The 16,356-nt window shown below is 54.3% G+C and carries 12 protein-coding genes; 9 read left to right on the plus strand and 3 right to left on the minus strand.

What is annotated here, in order from left to right:
* Positions 1-15: 15 nt before the first annotated feature.
* The 5 genes from ACQKLP_RS04460 to ACQKLP_RS04480 all read left to right on the plus strand — a co-directional run bounded on the left by ACQKLP_RS04460 (position 16) and on the right by ACQKLP_RS04480 (position 6,088).
* Positions 16-1,239, plus strand: a complete 1,224-nt coding sequence (locus tag ACQKLP_RS04460; protein WP_427320431.1) for an MFS transporter — start codon at positions 16-18, stop codon at positions 1,237-1,239.
* Between the two features lie 609 nt (positions 1,240-1,848).
* Entirely contained in the window at positions 1,849-2,256 is a 408-nt protein-coding gene (locus ACQKLP_RS04465; RefSeq protein ID WP_427320433.1) for a hypothetical protein, read from the plus strand.
* Positions 2,257-2,558: 302 nt separating this feature from the next.
* On the plus strand, positions 2,559-3,338 hold the full coding sequence (locus ACQKLP_RS04470; RefSeq protein WP_427320435.1) for a LuxR C-terminal-related transcriptional regulator: 780 nt from the start codon (positions 2,559-2,561) through the stop codon (positions 3,336-3,338).
* A 75-nt stretch (positions 3,339-3,413) separates the two neighbouring features.
* Entirely contained in the window at positions 3,414-5,480 is a 2,067-nt protein-coding gene (locus tag ACQKLP_RS04475) for a hypothetical protein (RefSeq protein ID WP_427320437.1), read from the plus strand.
* A 29-nt stretch (positions 5,481-5,509) separates the two neighbouring features.
* The gene (locus ACQKLP_RS04480) at positions 5,510-6,088 is read left to right on the plus strand and encodes a hypothetical protein (RefSeq protein ID WP_427320438.1); all 579 of its coding nucleotides are present in this window, start codon (positions 5,510-5,512) and stop codon (positions 6,086-6,088) included.
* A gap of 94 nt (positions 6,089-6,182) precedes the next feature.
* Here ACQKLP_RS04480 and ACQKLP_RS04485 read toward each other — a convergent pair whose 3' ends face one another.
* Positions 6,183-6,590 (minus strand): DoxX family protein, encoded by a 408-nt coding sequence (locus ACQKLP_RS04485; protein ID WP_427320440.1) that lies wholly within the window; start codon positions 6,588-6,590, stop codon positions 6,183-6,185.
* A 313-nt stretch (positions 6,591-6,903) separates the two neighbouring features.
* Between ACQKLP_RS04485 and ACQKLP_RS04490 the strand changes: the two genes are divergently transcribed.
* Positions 6,904-7,221 carry a hypothetical protein gene (locus tag ACQKLP_RS04490; protein ID WP_427320442.1) on the plus strand — a complete coding sequence of 106 codons (318 nt, stop codon included), beginning with the start codon at positions 6,904-6,906 and terminating at the stop codon, positions 7,219-7,221.
* 232 nt (positions 7,222-7,453) lie between these two features.
* On the plus strand, positions 7,454-9,832 hold the full coding sequence (locus tag ACQKLP_RS04495) for an ABC transporter permease (protein ID WP_427320444.1): 2,379 nt from the start codon (positions 7,454-7,456) through the stop codon (positions 9,830-9,832).
* Positions 9,833-9,836: 4 nt separating this feature from the next.
* Here the strand turns inward: ACQKLP_RS04495 and ACQKLP_RS04500 are convergent, their stop codons facing one another.
* Both ACQKLP_RS04500 and ACQKLP_RS04505 read right to left on the minus strand, forming a co-directional pair.
* Entirely contained in the window at positions 9,837-12,512 is a 2,676-nt protein-coding gene (locus tag ACQKLP_RS04500; protein WP_427320446.1) for a carboxypeptidase regulatory-like domain-containing protein, read from the minus strand.
* Positions 12,513-12,522: 10 nt separating this feature from the next.
* Positions 12,523-13,368 carry a GLPGLI family protein gene (locus tag ACQKLP_RS04505; RefSeq protein WP_427320448.1) on the minus strand — a complete coding sequence of 282 codons (846 nt, stop codon included), beginning with the start codon at positions 13,366-13,368 and terminating at the stop codon, positions 12,523-12,525.
* 332 nt (positions 13,369-13,700) lie between these two features.
* On the opposite strand from ACQKLP_RS04505, the gene ACQKLP_RS04510 reads away from it, so the two are divergent.
* Entirely contained in the window at positions 13,701-15,563 is a 1,863-nt protein-coding gene (locus ACQKLP_RS04510) for a histidine kinase (RefSeq protein ID WP_427320450.1), read from the plus strand.
* Positions 15,564-15,580: 17 nt separating this feature from the next.
* Positions 15,581-16,327, plus strand: coding sequence for a LytR/AlgR family response regulator transcription factor (locus ACQKLP_RS04515; protein ID WP_427320452.1), 747 nt, complete (start codon positions 15,581-15,583; stop codon positions 16,325-16,327).
* Positions 16,328-16,356: the final 29 nt, after the last annotated feature.

Here is a 16,356-nt window from a genome sequence, read left to right on the forward strand (position 1 = left end):
CTAAAATTCTACGTCATGAACAACAAACTGAGATTGTTTTATGGCAGTTGTTTTGCACTGATCACAACTGCATTTTCGTTCAGCATCAGGGCGGGCATTCTTCCGCAGCTGGCTGAAACTTTCCAGCTGAGCGCCACGCAACTGGGATTCATCAATTCCATGTGGTTCCTGGGTTTCCCGATTTCCATGGTGATCGGCGGGCTGTTTTATTACCAGATCGGGCCGAAGCGGATCATGACCTTCGCATTTTTCGCGCATACGCTGGGCATTCTCCTGACGATTTATTCCGGGGGATATACGGGCCTGTTGATTTCCACGCTGCTACTGGGTTTGGGGAACGGTTGCACGGAAGCGGCCTGTAACCCCATGATCGCCGACAGTTATTCCGGCAAGCAGATGAACACGCTGCTAAACCGTTTCCACATGTGGTTCCCCGGCGGAATCGTCATCGGCAGCCTCGTGAGCCTGGGCATGACGCACCTCAAACTCGGCTGGGAAGCACAAATATGGATCATCCTGTTGCCGACGCTGGTGTACGCTTTCCTGTTCTACAAACAGGAATTCCCGAAACCACAGCACCAGGAAAGCGTTTCCGTTGTAGAAAACCTGAAGGCGATGGCCACACCGCTTTTCATATTCATCGCCCTTTGCATGACGCTCACCGCCATCAGTGAATTCGGGCCGCAACAGTGGACCGGCATCATCATGGCCGCAAGCGGCGCCGAGCCCATGGTAATATTGGCGCTGGTAACGGGTTTGATGGCCGTAGGGAGATATTTCGGCGGAAGCATCGTCGGGAAATTCGACCAGACCGGCGTGTTGCTGGGATCGGCGGTATTCGCCACCATCGGCATTTACCTGTTCAGCACACAAACCGGCGGAATGGCTTATGTAGCCGCCATTTTCTTCGCGATCGGCGTATGTTATTTCTGGCCCAACATGATCGGGTTCGTTGCCGAAAAAATTCCGAAAAGCGGCGCCCTGGGCATGTCTATCGTAGGTGCGATGGGGATGTTCTCCACTTCCATGTGGAACCCCGTGATCGGCCGCTGGATCGATGAAAGCCGCGTAAAAGCCGCAGCGAACGGTTTGACGGGAGCTGAGCTGGAGCTCGCCGCCGGACAGGAAACCATGAAACTCATGATCATCTTCCCCGGGGTGTTGATCGTGCTCTTCGCATTGCTCTGGTTCTGGGTGAAACGCAAACCCGCGCAAGCTGTAGGTCAACCCGCACATTGATTTGACACACTTCATCTTCCCTAACTGGAAGATGCGGAAAAATATACAACAGGCAACGATTCGGGAGGAAGTGACTTCCCTGGTCGTTGCCTTTTTTACAAGTGGCTATCATTTCCTCAATACCCCTCGAGAGCAATGGTTCGGTGGCCATCGCGAAAATCCCGCTCAACGTGATGTTCATGCATCAGGATTACCTCAACCATTCATTTAATTACCACAACGTTTGCCGGACCAATTTCGACAAGGATGCCTTCCTGAATAATTATCACAATCAGTTGAAAGATAAGCTGGACGTGGATAAGAACATGCCGAAAGACAGCAGCCTCCAGGCCGATCGGGCCGCAATCCGGTTCCAAAGACGGCGCCGGCATCCAACCAAGTGTCAATCTTTCCATTTCAAAGCAGCTTGACTTGACATAATTAATTGATAATTAATATCATATAATTTGTTTTATTGTTGTTTGGATTGGGCAGTTTACATCCTTTTTCGGCAAAAATCCAAACGGCCCGGCAGGCGTAAAACCATCTTCATGTTTCCTTGTTATGTTTTCAGCGGCGGATTTCCCGGATTCGGTACACCTTTTGCTTCTTCTCATTAAAACAACCCATATGAAGAAATTGCCCCTCCTGTTCCTCCTGTTAGGCATTGTGCTTTTCACCACTTCGGCTTGCAAAAAGGAATATATTACGAATGAAACGGTACCCAATTTCACCGTGGTGCATACGGTTGTAGTTGCGGATTGGACCCTCAACCAGGCAGACGGCACGTATACGGCGGTCATAAAAATGCCCGAAATCGACAATGTGTCTTTCGACAACGACGGGGTAGTGGTGGCAGCAATGTTCGACAACGTCAATTACGAAGCCTTGCCGCAGGTGTATGACGGTTTCAGCTACACGTTCTTTTACTCTCCCGGCTTCCTGACCATTTCCGTCCAGGGCGCTAACGGCGGAGCGGGTTCCCGGCCCACCGGCCCGATCAAGTTCAAGATCGTGCTCGTTCCCTCGGCACAGTAATTCCCCGCCAGGCGCTGTGAGCCACAGCCGCTGCGCAGCAATCATATTCCGGCAGTATCTCGCCTCAACAGCGGATGCTGCCTTTTTTTATGCACTCCGTCACCCCTTACCAATTGCGGAAATCCCGAAAAATCGTACATTAACGAGTCCATAGCAATTTCGCATTCCTAACTATCGTATATTCTGACATGTGAACAAACGTCCGCAATTAAAATGCACGCCGGATTTACCGGGCCAAAATCAGTAAGAGCCGATTTATTTAACAAAGAGCAAATCATATCCCCGTACGCAAGCAGTTTTGTATGAAAAACACGCCTTCCAAGTATTACCTGACGGCCAAAAAGTTCTGGAAAACGGTCGTAGACATAGAGACCGACGCCGATCCCGCCACATTGCACCAGCAGATCGAAATCCATAAAAAACTCCTCAACGTGTTCCAGGCCGGGAACTACTTCCATTTTGTTTTTAATATGTATACGGGGGAAACAGACCTCATGAGCCCCGCCGTTACCACCATGTTGGGGTACGCACCTGAAGAAATGTCGATTTCGTTCCTGATGGATTGCATCCACCCGGACGATAAGCCCTATTTCCTCAATTTCGAGCACAAAGTCGTCGAATTCTTCAAAGGCCTTCCGTTCGAAAAAATCCACTGCTACAAGGTGCAGTACGATTTCCGGATCAAGGCCAAAGACGGGCGGTACGTCCGCCTGCTGCACCAGGCCGTTCAAATCGATTTCGACGAACAGAATTTCTACCGCACGCTTTGCCTGGAAACAGACATCTCCCACATCAAGCCCGAAGGCAAGCCCTGCTTCTCCCTCATCGGCCTCGATGGCGAACCCTCTTACTACAATATCCAGGACGCGCAGGTGTTCACCAAGTCGTTTGACCGGTTCACCAAACAGGAAAGGGTCATTCTCAAAGGGATCGTGGAAGGAAAATCCAGCAAAATGCTCGCAGATGAGCTTTGCATCAGCCTCAACACCGTCAACGTTCACCGGAAAAACATCCTGCGGAAAGCGGAAGTCAACACGCCGCTCGAGCTGGTTACCAAAGCCATCGGAGAAGGTTGGGTTTGATATAAAATAACTAGCGGTAGGTATTTTTTCGTTTTTCCGAAGCCGGTAGCTTTGTCAGCAAGAATGCACCTTACCATGAAAAGTCGCCTACTGCTCGTTGCACTTGTATTGCAAGCCACCGCCTCGTTCGGTCAACTCAGCGTTTACCATTGCTCCGAAACCAATGAAATCGGATGGAGCGTCGGACTGGAAAATCCCCCGCGCGACAATAACGCCTATCAGCATTGTAAAGAGCGGGGCGGGAAATTCCCGGTGTTGATGCTCACCAACAACGGCCCCGGTTATTTTGCCATCGTGGGCGGGCAGAACGACCAGGGGAAAAGGGTCTTTGGCGCTGCCGCCGGCTTCGATTCTGACGAGTCCGCGCTGCGGGAAGCCCGGTCGCAGGCCATGTTCAGGGGCGGACAGGAAAAAACGCTCTATACCATCGCTTCCGGCAGCAGGTCGAGGCCCAAAACGAACAATCCCACGTCCACCACCCAACCCGCCCCGAAACCCGACTGGAACGAGTGGCGTAACACCGCTTGCGCCAATCTCCAATACCGGAATAAAACATTGGAAGGGTACGACTGGAATTACCAGGTCCATATGTACTTCCAGGTCAAATCGAATTTTAAAGTGCCGGTAACTTTTGTGTTCGGGTTGTACGACAAAAACGGCAAGATGCATTTCGGCGACGTGCACACCCTCCGGCCCGGCGAGCAGCAGGAGTTCGTCCATAAAATGAGCGGCCGCATCATCGAAAGCATCCGCATTACCGAAGTGAAGAACGCGCAAACGGGCAGAAGCCTATCCTGCGACGACGATGGCACGAAGAATCCCGGCGAGTCTGAAAGGGATTTGATGCTGGAGATCAATGGCTACGCCGTCAAGATCCCGGACGACAACCCCAGGAAAAAACATTATCTCCAGGACATCGAATATGCCCGGAAGGATACGAAAATCACCGAAGAAGGATATATCAACGTCCTGATACGGGCGCGCGACGGGCTCAAACAGCTCCATGAATCCATCAAGAAAACCCAAGACTGGCAGAACAACGCCAATGCGCAACACGCACGCTTCAACGAAGAACAAAAACAGAAAGCGGAAGAACAGCGCCTGGCCGAAGAGCAGCGCAAACAGGAAGAACAGGAACGGAAGATGGCCTCGGAAAAGGCCGCATTCGACGATAAAATGCAGAAGGGCGACGCGGCGATGAATAACCGGAATTACCCCGCCGCGATGAGTTATTACCAGGCTGCCCAGAACAGCACCACAGACGCCAACGACCGCGCAAGGGCCGCCAACAGCTACAACGCGGCTTTGGAGGCGAAGAAGACGGCCGACCGCGAAGTGCGGGTGGAGCAGGCGAACATCCGGGACAAGGACGAGAATATCGCTTATGGCAGCATGGCCACCGCTGCCGCCGGCGCCATGGCCTTCCTGAAGGATGGGTACAGTGGAAAGGGCTTTGCCGGGAAATTCCTGTTGGGATTGGGGTACGAGCATTCGCCGATCCTGAGCAACGGCACCGGCGAATTTGCCGCCGCGAAATCCTGGATCGAGGAGCGCAATCTGCTGACGTTCCACACGGGCTTCTCGTTGGGCGTGCTGAACAATAAACCTGTATCGATTTACCTGAAACCGGAAATGAACCTGGGCATGAGCGCGCTGGTATCTGGCGTGAGCGGCGGGTATTTCAGTTACGGAGGGGCCGCGGTACTGCAGCTGGCGGTGAAGCCCCACGCGAAATTCAGCGTCTTCGGCGAAGGCGGCTGGATGCGCTACAGCGGCACGTTCAAGTACGATGCCGATGCGCAGAACAATACGGCTACAGACGATGTGCGGGAAGGGAATATGTCGTTCAGCAAGTTGCGGTATGGCGGCGGGTTTATGCTGCGGTGGATCGATAAAGGGCAGGGGAAAGAAACGTACCTCCGGCCGGGGGCTTTCTATGAAAAGCCGTCGTTTTTCACAAGCGCCGTGAAGCCGGTTTTAAGCATGAACCTCCAGGTCAATGTTTACAGCGCCATCCTGCTCGACTTTACCTATACGCCCAAAACGTTCATCCCCGGAGAATTGCATTACCCTTCCACCCTCGAAAGGAAGGATGTGAACTATTTCGCGGTGAAGATCATCCGCCAGGGCCGACTGAACTGATTTTGCGCTTAACCGAAAACACTTGCACCATGAAATCTTACCTTATATTATCCGCATTCGTTGCCTTATTTACCGTTTCCTGTTCGGAGGAATCGCAGATCGAAGGGCTCATCGCCACAAAACCTACCGTGGTGGCGCTGAACGCCGAGGTCGGAAAAGGACAGGAGAAAACCGTAACCATGACGGTCAACGGTTCCGCCTGCAACCTGTTCGTCAAGAATATGTTCGCCGTTTCCGGTTCCACGGAATACCGGAATTGCCTGTTAGCCCTGCAAAACGGCGCGGGGACGTTTTCCCACAAATACGTCAACTCCACTTCCTACATCAAAAAATCGGATATGGGAACGCAGGTAACGGGCGCCATCTTCATCCCCGAAACGCCTACGGGCTTTTTGTTCTCCACCACCAATCCCGTAAGCACCGGCAATTATACCTATTACGAATCTGCCGTCAAATTCAATGAAACGGCTTATATACCGGTTAAATTCACGCTGAACAGCAGCGCGCCCGTATTTGGATACCTGGTGGTGACGCCGGCGCCAGATAAACTGGTCATCAGTAAAGTGGTGTATAACGTGGTGGGAGAAGTGTCGGCGGGGAAAGAATAGGGGGCAACCGGAGCGCGTCTTCGTTCATTTCACTTTTCATAAAAAGAAAAGAGCGGCACATCGGCCGCTCTTTTCGTTACCGGGAAACCGGGCATTATTTTTTCCGGAAAGCGGCGTCCAGCGAGAAGCGCCCGCTTCCGAGCACGAAAATCACAACGCTCAGGAGCAGGTAGGCGAAAGCCAGTTCCTTGGTCTGGAAAGGATCTTTGGCGTGCGCGATGAAAAATGCAACGATCATGGTGATGAAGATCGGGATGATCGACAGGCGGGTAAAGAGCCCGAGCACCACGAAGATCCCGCAGAAAAACTCCGCGAAGATCACCAGGATCACTGTGGGTTTCACACCGATGCCGATGATGTCGGTAAACATCTGCAGCATGGTTTCGTAGTTAGCCAGCTTGCCGTAGCCGTGATAGATGAAAAGTCCACCAACGATAAGGCGCAATAAAAGCGCGGCAAGGTCGGTACTGAGCGGTTGTGTGCTGAGGATACTGTTTTTCATAAAGATGCTCGCATTTAGGTTGAGTACACATCAAAAGTAAGTAGAATATTTATTTCTTTCGCTGTCATTCCAAAAATTTCATTTTCAGCCATAATCCACCTACAGGATAATTTCATGGCGCTGCGTTTCCCGTCCCTTCCCGCGAATTTCCCCGGAATCGGTACGAATATCAATCCGGCGATCACGAATATACAAGCGCGCCGATTCGGCGGTCGTTAATCCCGATTTTTACTGCCGGAAAGCATTTCCACCCGCAGCAATCCGGTCATCCTCTATTCCGAATACACATTTGTTAACAATTAAATCAAAAAGAATGAAACGTTTATTTCTCGCTACTTTCTGCCTCGCACTGGGCGCAGGCGCATTTGCAGCCGATGCTAAAACCGCGAAACCGGCTACCGGAAAAGTAACGGTAAAAACCGCCAATAACAACGACATCGTGGTGAGCACGAAAAAACAGGAAGTGGGCCAGTTCCGCATCCAGCGCCAGATCCTGACGCAGGACCTCTGCGGTAACCACATCATCGTGTACGTATCCGGCCCGAACAATTCCACCTGGCTGTCTATGTACGATTGTGCTATTACTTACGTATCCCAGCACCTGGATTCCAACGGTTGCTTCAACGGGTAATTTCCATTAGACATGAGGTGATCCGAGCCAGACCCCAAAGCCGGCGACCCCGGTATTTCAATATCCAGGCTTACACCAAAGGGCAATCCACCGGGTTGCCCTTTTTGATTGCCCATACCCGGACGCCCGCTGTCCACATTCGGACGGTTAGGTGAAATAATCGTATTGAAAATCAATTCGTTATCGTCTGGCCTGATTCCTGCGGCCCTGGTTCCCCAGAAATCCCCCGCATATGCAGTATAACCAGATCAGGATCGCCTGCAGGAACCTCTGGAAAGATAAATCCTATAGCAGTCTCAACATCGCCGGGCTCGCACTGGCCGTTACCGTATTCCTGTTTATCCTTCATTACGTAAGGCTGGAATATAGCTATGAAAACGTGCATTCGAAAGCCGACGGAATTTACCGCATAACGCTCGATATGTACAACGGAGGGGAGTTCGTGGTGACGGATTGCGAAACGTACCCCGTGCTGGGCCCCCGGCTCCTGCGCGATTTTCCTGAAGTGAAAAGTTATGTGCGCGTGGAGCATGTCGGTAATACCGAAGTGGGCGTGGGCAGCGAAGGGCATATCGTGAAAAGGGTGTTTGCGGCGGATTCGCAGTATTTTTCCATGTTCGACATCGAATTCGTTCAGGGCGTGAAGGCACGCGCGCTGACGGGGCCGAACGAGGCCGTGATCAGTGCATCTACCGCGGCGCAGCTTTTCGGCGGGAAAGACGCCCTGGGCCAGGTGATCACCATCGCCCGGCAACCGCTCACCATCACCGGGGTATTTAAAGACATCCCCGAAAATACCCACCTCAAATTCGATATGCTCCTGCCTTTCCAGCGCGTCACCAAAACCGATCCTGCGCTGGACCAGTGGAACAATAATAATAACTACACATATGTGGAACTGGAGAAAGGCGCTTCGCTGGAGGGTTTCAACCAAAAGTTGTACCGCCTGTCGAAAGAGCGGCTGCGCAGCGAAGTCCTCGTTGCCGCCCCGATCCGCGACATCCACCTCCATTCCACCCGCAGCTACGAGCCCGAACCGCCGGGCAGCATCGATACCGTGAATTTCATGCTGGTCATCGGCATCCTGATCCTGCTGATAGGCGCCATCAACTACGTCAACCTTTCTACCGCCCGCGCGTCGGAACGCTGGAAGGAAGCCGGCATACGGAAAGTAATGGGCGCCTCGCGGGGCGCGCTCATCCGCCAGTTCCTCCTGGAATCCATGATCATCAACCTCGCGGCGTTCCTGCTGGCGTTGGTCATGATCGTGGTATTAACACCGGTATATCTTCAACTGGTCGATAAGCCCATGCACCTGTCGGTCATCGGCGCGCCGGGTTTCTGGTGGCTTTGCGGCATACTGTTCGCCGTCAACTGCCTCCTTTCCGGTTTGCAGCCCGCTTTCATGATGTCTGCCGTAAAGCCGGTTTCGGTGTTGGCGAGAACGACGGGGCGGGGCGGCGTGAAGGGCGGCGCTTTGCGGAAAGTATTGGTGGTGGCGCAGTTTACGGTAGCGGTGGTCGTTATTTCTTTTATCCTGATCATCCATCGCCAGTTGCGCTTCATGCGGGAACAGGATAAAGGCGTGAAGCTGGAACAGGTACTTGTGGTCAAAGATCTGCCCGACGGTACGGTCGACTCCCTCCGCCAGAGCCGCCAGCTGGCCATGCGGGAATCCCTGCTCCAATTGCCCGGCGTCAAGGAAGTGGCGCGCTCCTATTCGCTGCCCGGCTCGGACGTGAACGATGTCAATACCACCAATAACGTCCACCGCGAAGGCGCGCCCCAGAACGGCTACAACTTTTACAACTACCCGGTAGATCCGTATTTCGTGCCGCTGATGGGCATCGAGGTGATCGCGGGAAGGAATTTTTATGAAACCGGCGGTAGTGACCGCGACGTTTTGCTCAACGAAGAAGCCGTTCGGGTATTGGGTTTCGCATCTGCGGAAAAAGCGATCGGCGGGAGAATATCCTATCTCGGAGGAACGCAGGTGGTGGGCGTACTGAAGAATTTCGCGCAGCGATCGGTGAAAGACGCCGCCGTTCCCATGATCATTTCCAGCCATGCGCAGTTCTCGCAATATATTTCCGTGCGGTTGCAGACGGATAAAGCCGCCGGAACCATCGCAGCGGTGGAGAAAATCTGGCGCGCGCATCAACCCGGGCGGGCATTCGATTACTTTTTCCTCGATCAGCAATACGACCAGCAATTCCGTGCAGACCAACGTTTCGGGTCGATCGTGGGCGTTTTCACCGCATTCACCGTTTTTATCACCTGTCTGGGTTTACTGGGCCTCACGGCGCATAGCATCGCGCGGCGCACGCGGGAGATCGGGATCCGCAAGGTACTTGGCGCTAGTGCCGCCGAAATCGTGCGCCTCTTCGCGAAAGATTATGTAAAACTCGCGGCTATGGCCATGCTGGCAGGTTTGCCCCTGGCTGCCTGGCTGGGGCACCGCTGGCTGCAGGATTTCGCGGTGCGGGCACAAATGCCCTGGTGGATTTACACACTCGCCGGAAGCTCGATCCTGGTAGTGGCCCTCGTAACCGTAGGGCTCCAATCCGTTCGCGCGGCGCTCGTGAACCCGGTAAAAAGTTTGGGGGAATAAGGGATCAGAACCCAAAAAAATACTTCACCATCAACGTTCTGCCGCGCAACGGCATTTCCAGGATGGATAACTGGTTGGCCGTGGTCACGATCTGCCGGTATTTTTCCTGCCCCAGTAAATTAATCCCGCTCAACTCGAACGTGCTTTTCCATTTCAGAACGGCGAATCGCGCCTGCACATCGAGGAAATGCTGGCGGATACCGGATTGTCCGGACGGGTGGTAAGAGGTAAATTGATACGCCGGCGTGATGGAAAGCCTCCCGGTCAGCTGTTGCTGCCATTCCGCCTTCGCCTTCACCGATTCCGTGATATTGGGCGCTGCAAAGCCTTTTCGTGGCTGCAGCCGGTACTCCTGTTTGCCCGCTTCCCCAGACACCGAGATCTTCGCGCCGAAAGGCAGTTTCTTTTGCAGGGCCATGCTCAAACTGAATTGATGGGAGTGGAAGGGCGATATGTCGCCGTTATACCACATGTTCCCGGTTTGCAGGCTGCCCTTAGCGGCGGCCGACAACTGAAGCGACAAGGCGAAGATGTATTTCGAATAATTCCCGCCGGCGGAATACTTCGATTGACGGTTGTCGTAATTCATGGCCGTGATGCGTGTGATGCCGCTATCTACCGTGTAAGCCTGCAGGAAATTCTGCCGGGTCTGTTCCGCCGAAACCGTGATCTGCCAAAACATCATCTGGATGGGCTTGCGGAAAGAGAATCGGCCCATCGCGGAATGGACACCCGTTTTGGGAAGCGGTGCCGCGTTGGCGTTGAATTGCCGGTAATTGACGAGGATAGTCCCGGGATAAATATCGTTGACGTGCCCGAACGAGGTTTGTCCGCCGTACCGGATCTGCAATTCACCATATCTGCCCAGGTTCTTTCTGAATTCGAGCGTGGGGTTCAACAGGAAGTACTCCTGCCTGCGGGCCCCGCTTTCTCCCTGCAAGCCATACCCGATGAAATGCATTGCCGGCTTCGCTTCCGCAACGATCACGCCCCGCGGCAGCATCCAGGTGGCGTTGGCGCTGGCGAATAATCCCAGGTTTTCGAAGGTGACGTTGTTGGAGAACCGGTCTCCCGCGCTGGTGAGCTTCCCGGCGCTGTCCGTCACCTGGAGGCCGGAGCGGAGATGGTTCCTTTCATAATTGCCCCCCGCGGAAAACGACCACACCATTCGCCCCCGCCTGATCCTGAACGCGGTGTACTGATGCACGTAAACCTGCTCCGTCCGCACGCGTTGGCCGAGTTGCAGAAAGTCGACGCTGTCGTTAACCAGGTTTTCATGAAGCCCCGGGAGGATGTACAGATTTTCTTCCACATGATCGTATTGCAACACCGAATTGTATTGCAGCAAATGCTTGCCGCCGAGTGCTTTCACGATCTGCGTTTCGTTGCCCGCGCCTTGCTGGCGGAAGGGCAGGCGCTGCTGCATGAACTGGCCGTTCTGCCAGGCGTCTCCCCGTTCGGTGGCGCTGGGGATTTTCAATTGGGTGGAAGATTTCACGAAAGCGCCGGTACTGTTTTTCTCGAATTGCGCCTGCACCTGCCATTCGCGGTGGCGGTCTGTGTTGAACTGGGATTCGTGGTAGCCGATGGTGTCTCCCTGCGGCAGAAAATACTGTACCGACTGCGAAAACTGGTATCTGCGCTTCAGGTCGAGGGCGGAAAGGTTCAGGCGGAGCGCCCATTCTGCCGGGAGCTTGAACAATGCGTTGGCGTTGACGGCGTGATCGGTGTTGCGGAGATAATAATTCTCGTCTACGGCAGGCAGGTTGTCGCCCGTCATGGAAAGATAGGCGTGGGGTTGCGGGGGCGGCGTGGCGCCGTTGGCGGAAGAAACCCCGAGGTCGGCGGTTTCCCGCTGCAGGTTACTGCCCGCGTTGTTGGATTTCACATAGTTAATGCTCTTGACGCGTTGCTGCAGGATCAGGTTGCTGAAGGAAAGGAGGTAAACGTCGTTCCCGGCGCCCGCTTCGCCGGTATTGATCGTAGTGGCGCGGGCTTTGGCAGACAGGCGGAGGTTGAGGGAAACATTGTCTGCCGGAACGTATCCGCTCAGGACTTTCACCGGTTGATCGCGTTCCAGCACCTGCACCTGCTCCACCGCATCTACCGGTACGTTGTTCGTAGCGATGCCGTAGCGCCCGTTGAGGAGGTTTTCTCCGTCGATATAGACATTCGAAATGCGTTTGCCGTTGTAGCTGATCGTGCCCTTTTCGTCCACTTCGATCCCGGGCAGCCGGGCGATCAGGTCGCCGATCACCCGGTCGTTCTTGTCTTTGAAAGCGGCTACCCGATAATTCAGCGTATCGCCGGAAGCCTGGATGCCGGTTTTTGATTTTACGGTAACCTCCGCCAGCGCGGTAGGTAGCGGGGAAAGGGTAACGAGGAACGGAGACCTGCCGCTGGAAATGGTTTGGATGAAAGGCCGGAAGCCCAGGGCGGTCACCTTGAGCGACAGTCCGTCGCCCGGGGAAGGGATTTTACAGTCGAAGGCGCCGTTGGCATCCGTTTTCGTAAAATGGACGCCGGCGCCGGATGCGTTGACGATCGTCACGGAAGCTGCCGCGATTGGCCGGCCGGTACTGTCTTTCACCATGCCGTTCACCGGGGAGGCGTTTTGCGCCAGGGTTTGCAGGACTAAGGAAAGCAGGGGCAATATCAGCAACAGCGGTTTCGTGCGCAATCCGGTATTTTTATTTGGTTAATGGGAGCTCGAGGGGATAATTGAACCGGGGCTTGTTATTGGGCGCGTTCAGCTGCTGGCCGTTCACCGTTGCGCTTTCGACCCGAATATCGTCGGTGCTTCCGGCATTGGCCGAGAGCCCTTCGCGGTAGGCGGCTTCCATCCGGAGAAAAGCGGTGTTGGTGGTACTGGTGGCGTCTGCCGGCGGTTCGAGCGAAACCCCGGCAGGCAGCGCGGCGTCCGTTTCGATACGGGTGCAGGTGAAGCGGATGCGGTTGGCGTTATCGTTTGCTTCGAGGATGAGGCCGGGCAGGCCGTGCAGTTTCCACGGGCCGAAGCTGGCGGGAACGTCGGTCGTGAACCAGGCGGTATAGGTTCTGCCTTTCACGGTGCCGGTGGCTTTCTGGCAGGTGTGGCCAAGGATTTGTTTCGTTTCGGTAGTAATTTGCCAGTCGGTTTTTTCGAAGGGTTCTTTAATGAGGTAATTCGCCTGGCGGAAATTCCGGTTAACCAGCAGGGCTTGCCCGTTGATGTAGATGGATTCTTCGGTGACCGGCCTCCAGGCGCCCATGTTCACCGTGGAACTGTTGGTGCGCTCGGCTTCCTCGAAGGCCGCGCGGTGCGCGGAATCTTGCCGGCGCTTGGTGGCGCTGAAGTACACGCTCTGCTCCGGCCCGAACGCCAGCTGGAAATCTTCTTCCCAGATGCGTGAGGGGCGTATGGTGTCGCGCACATGCGAGAAATGATAGTATGCAATGCCGGCGCGCCCTTCAAGCGGTGAATCGTCTTGCTGGCGGAAGGAGAACAGTGCGGAAAGCAGCAGCGCAGGTAAGAGGTATTTAAATAATGAAGTCATATTCAAATCTCGCCCCCAATCGCAGCCCCGGCAACGGCAAACCGATATCCGGCGGATTGAAATCCATATTCGAAGCTTTTCGGCCCATATTTGAACCAGGCGGAACTCCCCGGCGCAGGAATCCGGCGAAAAACGGCGGATTTGGACCGGAACCCCGCGGATATGGAACCGGCACCCCGCATATCCCCCCTGATAGGTACATTTATATTGTTATGCGATCTAACCGTTCCGCATATAGGGAACGGATCGTATTTTTATGTTTTTAGCTGAGCAAATTTTTGAAGATGAATGTAAGACCGGCATTGGCTGTCTTCGGGATAATCGCCTTGTTCATGACCGCATCCTGCGGAGAGCGGACCGCGCAGCGGAAAGCCCCGCAGCCGGCCGCGGTACCGGAAGACAAGGATTACCTTTCTCTCGTTATCGGTATGGACACACTCGCGTCTGACCCATTCTGGAAAGTAGTTTTCCGGGAGGATAGTCTCCTGTCCAAACGGCCAGACAGTACCGCCAACCCGTTTTTTCACTATTTCCGCGGGCGCCGGCTTTTCAAGCAGGAATTCCGCGACAGCGCCATGGCCCAATTCGCCAAAATGAAAGGGAACGGGGCGGATGACGATATTTCCCTGCTCCGGGACCACACCATCCTCGACTATGAAAGCCGCGGCGGCATGATGGTGGAAGCGGAACTGATGCAGAAAATCCTGGCGGCGATGAAGAAAGCCGAGCGCCTCCACAGTCCGCTCACTTTCAGGTTCTACGACCTCATGGCCAAAGCGTATTATCAGAATGGGAACGAAAGCGAATCCCTCGAATACGCCGAGCGCCATTTCAAATCGCATCCCTACAATAGCCATCCCGTGATCATGCAGCGGCACTACGACGTGTCGTTCCTGCTCGCGTACCGGATGGACGATTTCGATAAAATGATGCTGTACAACGCGCTGTCCCGCAAACTGGCGCTCCACATCGGCGACAGCCTGGCCATCGTGCGCACGTACGACAGCGAAGCGCAGGTGCTCAGCAAGCGGGGGGAATTCGCCAAATCGCTCGCCTGCAGCAGGATTTATGTGGATTTCCTCGAAAGGACGGGCCGATCCCACGAGGTCGCATACAACAACCTCGCCACCAGCTTCAATCACAATGGCCAGCCCGATTCCGCCATCCTGTATTACAACAAAGCCATGGCCATGGCAAAAGCGATGAACAACAGCCGGCAGACGCCGTTGTATTATAAAGGTCTCGTGGAAGCTTACAGGATGAAGGGCGATATGAAGAATGCGGTAATGGCCCTGGATTCGGCGTATGGCATCGAGGTGCGCAATCTTAAAAAGATCGAAGCGGTCAAGTTTGCCGAGATCCACGAAAAATACGAAACCGAGAAAAAAGACCGCAACATCGCCGAGCTGAGCAGCCGCAACGCCCTCAACGAAAGCGTCATCCGCCAGCAAAGATGGATCCTCGGCCTGGGGACCGTCGCGTTCCTCGGCGGCATCGGGTTCCTGTTTTTCCTCTACCGGCAAACCAAGCTGACCGAAAGAAATAAACGCCTCGAGTCGGAAAACCACCGGCTCATCATGGAGCAAAAATTACTGCAGGCCCAGCTGAACCCGCATTTCATTTTCAATTCCATCGCCAACCTGCAAAGCCTCGTGGCTTCCGGCGATACCCGGGAATCCGTCCGCTACCTGAGTGTTTTCTCCGGCCTCCTGCGCAATGTGCTGGAACAAAGCCGGAAAGATTTCATTTCGCTCGAAGAAGAGATTTTTTCACTGGAAAACTACCTGCAACTGCAACAAATGCGGTATCCGGGGCTGTTTGAATATAAAGTGGAACTGGCGGAAGGCACCTGCCCGGAAGAACTGCTCATCCCGCCTATGATCATTCAACCGTTCGTGGAAAATTCGATCGAGCACGGGTTCCGGAATATTCAATACAAAGGGATGCTGACGATCGGGTTCGCGCTGCGCGACGGTAAACTGAACATCACCGTGAACGACAACGGAAAAGGCATCACCGAAAAAAGCCCCGGCGAACAGAAGAAACAGTCGCTCGCCCAAACCATTCTGAAAGAACGGTTCCAGGCGCTGTTCACGACAGATTGCCAGCGGGCGCGGTTCGATGTGGAAAATAAGTCAGATGCCGGCGGGCGCGGCGTTTCGGTCCACATCCTCATTCCCGAGATCAGGGACTAAATCCAACCACCATGCGCATGAAATTGTACATACTCGAAGATGAAGTCCGCATTCTGCAACACCTTCTGCAGGTGGTGCAGAAAAACCCGAATGTCCAGGTAGTGGGCCATGCGGCGGATAATGCCACCGCGGCGAAGGAAATTCCCGCGCTGAAGCCCGACATCATTCTAGCCGACATCCGGCTGAAAGACGGGGATAGTTTCCGCCTTTTCCACGAGATCGGCGACACCGGTTTCCAGGTGATCTTCCTGACGGCATACGACCAGTACGCCATCCAGGCGCTGAACATGGGGGCTTTCGGGTATTTGCTCAAACCGATCGATGAAAATGCGCTGTCTGCCATGCTGGACAAATGTTCCCAGCACCGCCAGCAGGAGCAGTTCGACCGCCAGCAGCTGGAGATCGCGCGGCAGCATTACGGGGCGCAGGGGGCGGGGAATGTGAAGCGGCTGGCGCTGAAGCGGGTGGAGTATATGGAGATCGTGTCGGTGGAAGATATCATGTATTGCAAGAGCGACAAGGGTTACACGACTTTCTACCTGACCGGCAAGCGGGAAATCCTCGTGTCGAAGGGGTTGATCGAATATGAAAGTATCCTGGGGCCGGCGGGTTTTTTACGCTGCCATCAATCCTGGCTCGTCAATTTTCAGTTCGTGAAAAAGTATTACCGCGAAGGGTATCTGCAGATGGAAAACAACGAGCAGATCCCCGTGAGCAGCCGCAAGCGGGAGGAAGTGCTGAAGTTTTTGGAGAATATTTCGTAAGTCTTGTCCTGAAATAAAAAAGGCCCGCC

Origin of the sequence: Chitinophaga sp. NPDC101104 (genome assembly GCF_050277495.1) — a bacterium.
Taxonomy (GTDB): domain Bacteria; phylum Bacteroidota; class Bacteroidia; order Chitinophagales; family Chitinophagaceae; genus Chitinophaga.

Bases quoted from the DNA above. Each gene is read 5' to 3' on its own strand.
- ACQKLP_RS04460 (WP_427320431.1), top strand. From the start codon at position 16: ATGAACAACAAACTGAGATTGTTTTATGGCAGTTGTTTTGCACTGATC.
- ACQKLP_RS04475 (WP_427320437.1), top strand. From the start codon at position 3,414: ATGAAAAGTCGCCTACTGCTCGTTGCACTTGTATTGCAAGCCACCGCC.
- ACQKLP_RS04490 (WP_427320442.1), top strand. From the start codon at position 6,904: ATGAAACGTTTATTTCTCGCTACTTTCTGCCTCGCACTGGGCGCAGGC.
- ACQKLP_RS04510 (WP_427320450.1), top strand. From the start codon at position 13,701: ATGACCGCATCCTGCGGAGAGCGGACCGCGCAGCGGAAAGCCCCGCAG.
- ACQKLP_RS04470 (WP_427320435.1), top strand. From the start codon at position 2,559: ATGAAAAACACGCCTTCCAAGTATTACCTGACGGCCAAAAAGTTCTGG.
- ACQKLP_RS04515 (WP_427320452.1), top strand. From the start codon at position 15,581: ATGAAATTGTACATACTCGAAGATGAAGTCCGCATTCTGCAACACCTT.
- ACQKLP_RS04495 (WP_427320444.1), top strand. From the start codon at position 7,454: ATGCAGTATAACCAGATCAGGATCGCCTGCAGGAACCTCTGGAAAGAT.
- ACQKLP_RS04465 (WP_427320433.1), top strand. From the start codon at position 1,849: ATGAAGAAATTGCCCCTCCTGTTCCTCCTGTTAGGCATTGTGCTTTTC.
- ACQKLP_RS04485 (WP_427320440.1), bottom strand. From the start codon at position 6,590: ATGAAAAACAGTATCCTCAGCACACAACCGCTCAGTACCGACCTTGCC.
- ACQKLP_RS04505 (WP_427320448.1), bottom strand. From the start codon at position 13,368: ATGACTTCATTATTTAAATACCTCTTACCTGCGCTGCTGCTTTCCGCA.
- ACQKLP_RS04480 (WP_427320438.1), top strand. From the start codon at position 5,510: ATGAAATCTTACCTTATATTATCCGCATTCGTTGCCTTATTTACCGTT.